The sequence below is a fragment of the Chitinophaga sp. genome, assembly GCF_036569125.1.
Lineage (GTDB): Bacteria > Bacteroidota > Bacteroidia > Chitinophagales > Chitinophagaceae > Chitinophaga.
In genome coordinates, this window is the sequence record NZ_DATCRF010000073.1 from 1 (window position 1) to 6899 (window position 6899).

Here is a 6899-nt window from a genome sequence, read left to right on the forward strand (position 1 = left end):
CATCGGTATTGAGCTCTTAACAGAAGAACAATACCGGCAGCTGCAGCTGCTTGGAAACTTTGATACTAAAACGTCGAGCTGGGTGAAAACACCTGCTGAGATCAGGAAACACGGGGGCGCCGTCTTTTGTGACCGCCGCTATGACCACGTTTTCATGTATCACAACGGTGCGTCCTCTTATTATGCTGCCCGGGGATTCCGCGGCGCACTAAGGGTTTGATTAAAACCGCCACCGCACTCCTGCATTTGCACCCAGTCCGCCGATGTTGATGTAAGATTTAAAATCATTCGCCGGCATATCATCATTCTTATACATTGTTTTGGCCCCGCTTTTCCCGGTGGGTGTGTTTGAATTCTGATCGATGGTAGTTACATAATCTGTATTCCTTTCAGCGGTCGACAGGTCATTTAAACTGCGGGCCTGGGTGCTGATAACCTGGTTGGTGGCCAGGTTCACCACCGCTGTTTTTTCGTCGTATGCAGTTACCTCTTTCTTCTTACTTTTTGCCGGCACATTGCGGTATTCCGCTTCCACAAAAACATCCAGCCGCGGGCATACGGGCATGGATACACCCAGTGCGCCCTGGAATCCCAGGGTGATGTTGGGATGCACTTCTTCCTCACGGTGAATGGTTGTTTGCGCTACCACGCCTGTGCTTACCGGCGTGCTGGTTTGAGCGTCCGTTTCAATATGCAGGCGGCCCCAGTAAGGTACTACCAGCCCAAACCGCACGTACGGGTTTATTTTTTCATAACCCGGGCTTATCACAACGCTGGGCGCAAAGTCCAGCGCATTGGCATAACCGTGCGACTCAATACTACCTGCCACCTGGCCACTGCCCTGCACTGTAGTAAGCTGCCGGGTCATGAGGTTCTTTTTGCTGTGGTAGTAATTGAAAGCAGCTTCTACTGAAACATACTTGCTCAAAAACCAGCCAAACGTAATACCTCCCCTGGCGCCGGCGCCATAAGAACCGGTAAGCACCTTATCAGATGTTACCGTACTGGCGCCTGTGGCCGGGTTATAGGTGCTGCGCACATCATGCGGCGCATAAGGCCCTACATCCGGGAACTGTCCTGGAAATACGCTGAAAAAATAACCGCCGCTAACTTTCAGGTAAAATTTGGAAGAAGGCACAACGTTGTAATCCTTTTTTACATCCTGGGCTAATAATGGGTTAAAGCAGGTCAACATAAATGTAACCGTGCAAAGCAAAGTAATGCGCTTCATAAGATATTGTTTTGGTTAACTCATAACATGGTCGTATTGGAAGTTAGCGATTATACGTTGCAAAATCAAAAAATTAATGTGTATATTGTCTACCTAAATAGTAGACTAAGTTAAACATAGCAACTCTTATAACCACTATGCAAACGGATATCCAACCCAAACGCTTGCTGCGACTGGTTTTGCTGACCATGATCTTTTTTGCGCATACTGCTGCTGCACAGCAGCCAAATAACGGGCACAAGCGTACGAACATCATTTTTATTATTGCAGATGACCTGGGTTATGGTAACCTGTCTTGTTATAATAAGAACAACCGTTTCCCCACTCCTAATATTGATGGCCTGGCTGCGCAAGGTACACGGTTCACTCAATTTTATGCAGGCAGCCCGGTGTGCGCCCCCTCCCGCTGTGCATTAATGACCGGCTACCACATGGGCCATGCCTATATACGCGGTAATGCCAACCAACACCTGCGCCCGGAAGATACTACACTGGCACAGCGCCTGCAGGCCAATGGATATGCTACCGGTATGTTCGGCAAATGGGGACTGGGTGAAGAAAACGACAGCGGCGCGCCGCAGTTCAAAGGCTTCGATGAGTTTTTCGGTTACCTGAACCAAACACATGCGCATCATTATTTTACGGATCATTTATTTGAGCTGAAGAATAAACAGCTGAAACAGGTGGCCACAGATTCCCAGTACAGTCACGACCTGATCATGGCGCATGCGCTGGACTTCGTACGTGCACACAAAGACGGCCCTTTCTTTTTATACCTGCCGGTAACTATTCCGCATGCGGAGCTGTTACTGCCCAAACAATATCTGCAGCCTTTCCTGAATGCGGACGGCAGCAGCAAATTTGCCCCGGAAATACCTTTTGTACAAAAGGGTAAGGTAACCTACAATAGCCAGCCGCAGCCGCATGCTGCCTTTGCGGCCATGGTCACCAAGCTGGATTCCGATGTTGGCCGCCTGATGCAGCTCCTGAAAGAATTAAACCTCGAAGATGATACCTATGTTTTCTTTACCAGCGATAACGGCCCGCATAAAGAAGGCGGCGCAGACCCGGAATATTTCAACAGCAGCGGCCCGTTACGGGGTATTAAGCGGGATGTGTATGAAGGCGGTATTCGTGTGCCCATGATCGTAAGAGCGCCGGGTAAAGTGCCGGCCGGCCGTACCAGCAGCCAGGTATGGGCTTTCTGGGATGTGCTGCCCACACTTTGCGGATTAACGAACACCGCAGCACCCGGCGATATTGACGGTTTATCTTTTGTAGCAGCCATTCAGGGTAAACCACAGGAGCAGCAGCATGATCACCTGTTCTGGCAGTTCAATGAAGGGCTGTTAAAACAGGCGGTATTAAAGGACAACTGGAAGCTGGTGCGGTTTAAGAAAAAAGATCAGCCGGAAGTGCTGGAGCTGTATAATATCAGTAAGGATAATGGTGAAAAACATAACCTGGCAGCGCAGTATCCGGACCGGGTGAAGGCTTTGCTGGCGCTGCTTAAACAGTCGGTATCCCCCGCGCAAAATGCAGCTTTTGACTGGCCGGAATTGCAGTGAGCTTTATGCTTTTTTCATAGTCCAGGTGCCAAAGAAAGCCAGTTCATGGGAAAAACCATCGCCATCTATATACTGCTGGGTAATTTCCCATTTGCCAACAAACTGGTCCTCTTCAAAAAATCCGCTGTAATGTACTTCATGTGAGGGTACGGAAGGTACGTGGTTAACTTCGTTATTTTCCGTGTACCAGAAATGATCATACCGTTTAAGGAAGCTGATGAAATTTCCTTCTATAAAACCTTCTATAATGGCTGGATTGGCGGCGCCTCCGCCCTTTTCATCATCAATGCAATGACCTTTTACCAGGCCATCCTTCACTTCCATAGCGATGCTGAAAGCTACGCAGATGTCGCGCCGGTCCTGAAAATAATTTTCTTCGTACGTGTACTCCCCTTCCCAGTTGCCTGAAAAAAATATATCACTCATGGTCCCAACTATTAACAATACGAATATGCTGAAATAATTTTCCCTGAGCAACTGATTTGATTATTTTTTCCTGCTCTTCCCTTCCTTGCTAAAAGCTAAACGCTAAAAGCTAAAAGCTAAATGCATACTAAAACGCTTCTGCCAGTGACAAATACAAGCCGGACTGCCGGGGCTCCCCGGGCCGTTTTTCGCCCCAGCCATAATCCATACGGATGGTTAAGCGGGCGCTTTCATCGTAAAACCAGCGGCCGCCGATACCATAATTAGGTTTAAAGCTGCCCAGATCAAAATTATGATTGTTAAATACCGTGCCGGTACCGCCAAAGGCCACCAGCGCAAACTTGGGTTGCATATGTACAAACCAGATGTTGATGGGGATCTTGGGATCCCAGAAATAACGGTATTCTGCCTGGAAAGCCAGGTAATTCTGATCCCGGTAACGGCCGGCGTAGTAGCCGCGCATCAGCAGGTCGTTGCCCATTTCAGATAAGAGGTAAAATGGTATCTGGCTGCCCTGTACCGTACTATAGTTTACATTTAAACCAAGGGTGCTTTTACGGGAGATGGGGATGAAATGTTTGCCCTGGGCCTCTATCTTCCACAAAGCGCGGGTGCTAAAAATATCAGGCGCATAAGCTACGTTTAGCCGTGCCCAGGAGCCGTGGGTGGTGTAGTTCTGGTTATCGCGGTTGTCGTAAATACCGGTGAGGCCAATGAAGGTGTAATAGCCGCCGGATTTATCCACCAGCGCCAGCCCGGGGTAAATGCCCTTACTGTCTTTTGAATCATAGGAATCATGCTGGTATAATAGCGAAGCGCCGGCGTAAAAGTGACCGCCGATACGCCGCTCCCCTTCCAGCTGCACCTTATAACGTTTGTTGTTCAGCAGGGATTGATCTGCCTTATGAGTGGTATCGCCAATGCCATAAAAGTAGATGGGATAATCGTGGTAACGCAGGTTACTTTTAAAATGCCATAGATTGGCATGCGTCCAGATATCTGTTTTCAGATCTATCTTCCACTGCTTTTTGGTAGTAATGGAAGGTATGAGGTTAATGGTGGAGTTACGTGTAAGCGGATCCGGGTGCTTGTTATCGGTATAAAAAGAATACAGCATGGCCGCGCCTATTTCCAGCCCCTTTTCCTGGGAGTAACCCGCTACCGGCAGCGGAAAAAAGCTGTGGCGGCGGATGATGGTGTCCTTAAGCACATAGGGCGTGTCCTGCGCTGCTGCTCCCATAGCGGATAACAGCAGTATAACGATAACGGTTAATCTTTTTTGCATGCTGATTGTTTACTACTTCCTGTCTGAATGGCCCAGGCTTTTACCGGGAGCCACTTTGTCGCGTACCACCTGCTTTAATTCTTTGATCTCCGGGAAATGCCCCAGCTCCTTTCTATCTAACAGCTTTTCATCATCTACATAAATAATAAAGCTGCCGGACACTTCGCTGGGACGCAATGTAACGCCTCCCAATTCATCGGCGAACGTTGTCAGCAATTCCTGTGCCATCCAGGCGGAACGCATCAGCCATCCGCACTTAGGGCAATATTCTATTGTGATAATTGACTTCATTGTAATTAAAGAATTAATAATTAAGAATGAATAATTAATAATAATGGATGATGTAGTAGGTGTAATTGAATTACTAAGTTATTGATTGTTAATGTAGTATTTGCAATGTGAAGTACTTTATTAATTATTAATTATTCATTTTTAATTGTCCTGCGGTCATGCGCTTCCAGGGATGGGCGGCATAAGAACAGGGCTGCCAGTGTAAGTACCGCGCCTGCTACGAAAGGCATACCGGGGAAATAAACCTTTGCCGTTGGTTTGGAGAACCAGGCAAACAGGTTGGTCATAACAGGCGGGCCTATTACAGCGGTAAGGCTCATTAAGCTGGTGAGCGCGCCCTGCAGCTCGCCCTGTTCTGTGGGCGGCACTTCGCTGGAAATAACGCCCTGCAAAGCCGGCCCACAAATACCACCCAGGCAGTAAGGCACCAGGAAGGCGAACATCATCCAGCCTTTATTGGCAAAGCCAAATAACAGCATGCCTAAGGTATAGAATAACAGCCCCAGGTAAATAGACCATTTCTGTCCCAGCTTGGGAATGGTCCACCGGATCAGCACTCCCTGCACAACACCTACCAGCAAGCCTACAACGCCGAGGGAGTAGCCTACCCAGGTTTCGTTCCAGCCAAATTTGAACATGGTATAATAGCTCCATGTAGACTGTACGGCGTGTGCAGCTATATAGATCAGGATCAGGGAGGCGATCAAACCGGTTATCACAGGGTAGCGGAACAGGTGCCAGAGGGAGCCTACCGGGTTAGCGCGCTGCCAGCTGAAGGCGCGGCGGTTTTCCGGCAATAACGATTCCGGCAGTATGAAATAGCCATAGAGTACATTCATGAACGTTAGTGCGGCTGCTGCCAGGAAAGGCGCGCGCGGGCCCCAATGGCTGAAAAGCCCGCCAATTACGGGACCTATAATAAAGCCCATACCAAATGCAGCGCCTACCAGGCCAAAGTTCTGCGCTCTTTTTTCCGGGGGGCTTACATCTGCAATGTAGGCTGTGGCCGTGGTAAAACTGGCGCCGGTAGCACCGGCAATTATACGTCCTAAGAACAGCCAGCCAATGGTGGGTGCAAAAGCCAGGAACAGGTAATCGAAACCAAAACCCAGCAGCGCCAGTAATAATACGGGGCGCCTGCCATAACGGTCGCTTAGGCCGCCTACAATGGGCGAGCAAAAGAACTGTGTAATGGCAAATGCAAATAATAGCCAGCCGCCGTATTGGGAAGCTTCGCTCAGGCCTTTACCGGTAAGGTGCTCAATAAGCTTGGGCATAACGGGAATGATGATACCAAAACCGATAACATCAATCAGCACGGTTACAAAAATGAACCCCAGGGCGGAATTCCTTTTAACTGTCATGTGGCGGAAAAATTTGGGCGCAAGATATTTAATTAATAATGAACAATGAATAATGAATAATTGAGCACAGCATGTTGCAGGTATTTCGTGCTTAAATGAATAATGAATATTTGACAATCAATAATTTAGCGCTTCATATTGCGGTACTGCATCATCCATTATTATTAATTATTCATTCTTAATTATTAATTAGACCAGCTATACAATAAAGGCCGCCGGTGGTCCCTTTATTTTTGATTCCTGGGCTTTTAGCCGTATTTTTATTCGATGAATGGTTATAATCCCTTAATAGCCATTGCTTTGGGACCTTTTTTTGATTAACTACCGGGACATACATGAGAGTACAGTTTTTCCTATACCTGGTACTTACCTGTATCTTTTCTTTTCGGGTAAACCTGGGTTTTACTATGCCACCGGCCAACCCTGCCGACAGCCTGCAACAAGCATTGTATACGCATGCACAAAGGGATACAATAAGGGTACAGCTGTTGAATAAACTGGGCCGGGTATATTTTACCAGCGACCCGGGAAAAACAACGCTCTATGCTACAGAAGCCCTGCGCCTGAGCGATAGCCTGCAATACGCAGAAGGCACCATACTGGCTACCCGCAACCTTGCGCTGGTAGAAAATACCAAAGGCAACCTGGATAAGCAGATGGACATGACCCTTTCTGCACTGCGGCTGGCTGAAAAGAACGGTCTGCTGCATATGACGGGCATCCTCAATAACGAC

8 protein-coding genes are annotated in these 6899 nt (G+C 48.1%); 3 read left to right on the forward strand and 5 right to left on the reverse strand.

The genetic code is table 11. The annotated features are described in order from the left end of the window. Positions 1 to 220: DUF4256 domain-containing protein (locus VIM87_RS02635; RefSeq protein WP_331995465.1), on the forward strand; the 220-nt coding region annotated here is incomplete at its 5' end. Here VIM87_RS02635 and VIM87_RS02640 read toward each other — a convergent pair. After that, entirely contained in the window at positions 221 to 1231 is a 1011-nt protein-coding gene (locus VIM87_RS02640) for a hypothetical protein (RefSeq protein WP_331995466.1), read from the reverse strand. A gap of 137 nt (positions 1232 to 1368) precedes the next feature. On the opposite strand from VIM87_RS02640, the gene VIM87_RS02645 reads away from it, so the two are divergent. Next, positions 1369 to 2799, forward strand: a complete 1431-nt coding sequence (locus VIM87_RS02645) for an arylsulfatase (RefSeq protein WP_331995467.1) — start codon at positions 1369 to 1371, stop codon at positions 2797 to 2799. 3 nt (positions 2800 to 2802) lie between these two features. Here the strand turns inward: VIM87_RS02645 and VIM87_RS02650 are convergent, their stop codons facing one another. The 4 genes from VIM87_RS02650 to VIM87_RS02665 all read right to left on the reverse strand — a co-directional run bounded on the left by VIM87_RS02650 (position 2803) and on the right by VIM87_RS02665 (position 6165). Further along, on the reverse strand, positions 2803 to 3225 hold the full coding sequence (locus VIM87_RS02650) for a hypothetical protein (RefSeq protein ID WP_331995468.1): 423 nt from the start codon (positions 3223 to 3225) through the stop codon (positions 2803 to 2805). Positions 3226 to 3352: 127 nt separating this feature from the next. Next, positions 3353 to 4510 carry a hypothetical protein gene (locus VIM87_RS02655; protein ID WP_331995469.1) on the reverse strand — a complete coding sequence of 386 codons (1158 nt, stop codon included), beginning with the start codon at positions 4508 to 4510 and terminating at the stop codon, positions 3353 to 3355. 12 nt (positions 4511 to 4522) lie between these two features. Then, positions 4523 to 4801, reverse strand: coding sequence for a SelT/SelW/SelH family protein (locus VIM87_RS02660; RefSeq protein ID WP_331995470.1), 279 nt, complete (start codon positions 4799 to 4801; stop codon positions 4523 to 4525). Between the two features lie 131 nt (positions 4802 to 4932). Beyond that, the gene (locus tag VIM87_RS02665) at positions 4933 to 6165 is read right to left on the reverse strand and encodes a TCR/Tet family MFS transporter (protein WP_331995471.1); all 1233 of its coding nucleotides are present in this window, start codon (positions 6163 to 6165) and stop codon (positions 4933 to 4935) included. 335 nt (positions 6166 to 6500) lie between these two features. Here VIM87_RS02665 and VIM87_RS02670 point away from each other — a divergent pair. Then, a partial coding sequence (locus VIM87_RS02670; protein WP_331995472.1) for a hypothetical protein occupies positions 6501 to 6899 on the forward strand: 399 nt, incomplete at its 3' end.

Coding starts and splice junctions, on each gene's coding strand:
- VIM87_RS02640 (WP_331995466.1), bottom strand. CDS start 1,231: ATGAAGCGCATTACTTTGCTTTGCACGGTTACATTTATGTTGACCTGC.
- VIM87_RS02645 (WP_331995467.1), top strand. CDS start 1,369: ATGCAAACGGATATCCAACCCAAACGCTTGCTGCGACTGGTTTTGCTG.
- VIM87_RS02650 (WP_331995468.1), bottom strand. CDS start 3,225: ATGAGTGATATATTTTTTTCAGGCAACTGGGAAGGGGAGTACACGTAC.
- VIM87_RS02655 (WP_331995469.1), bottom strand. CDS start 4,510: ATGCAAAAAAGATTAACCGTTATCGTTATACTGCTGTTATCCGCTATG.
- VIM87_RS02660 (WP_331995470.1), bottom strand. CDS start 4,801: ATGAAGTCAATTATCACAATAGAATATTGCCCTAAGTGCGGATGGCTG.
- VIM87_RS02665 (WP_331995471.1), bottom strand. CDS start 6,165: ATGACAGTTAAAAGGAATTCCGCCCTGGGGTTCATTTTTGTAACCGTG.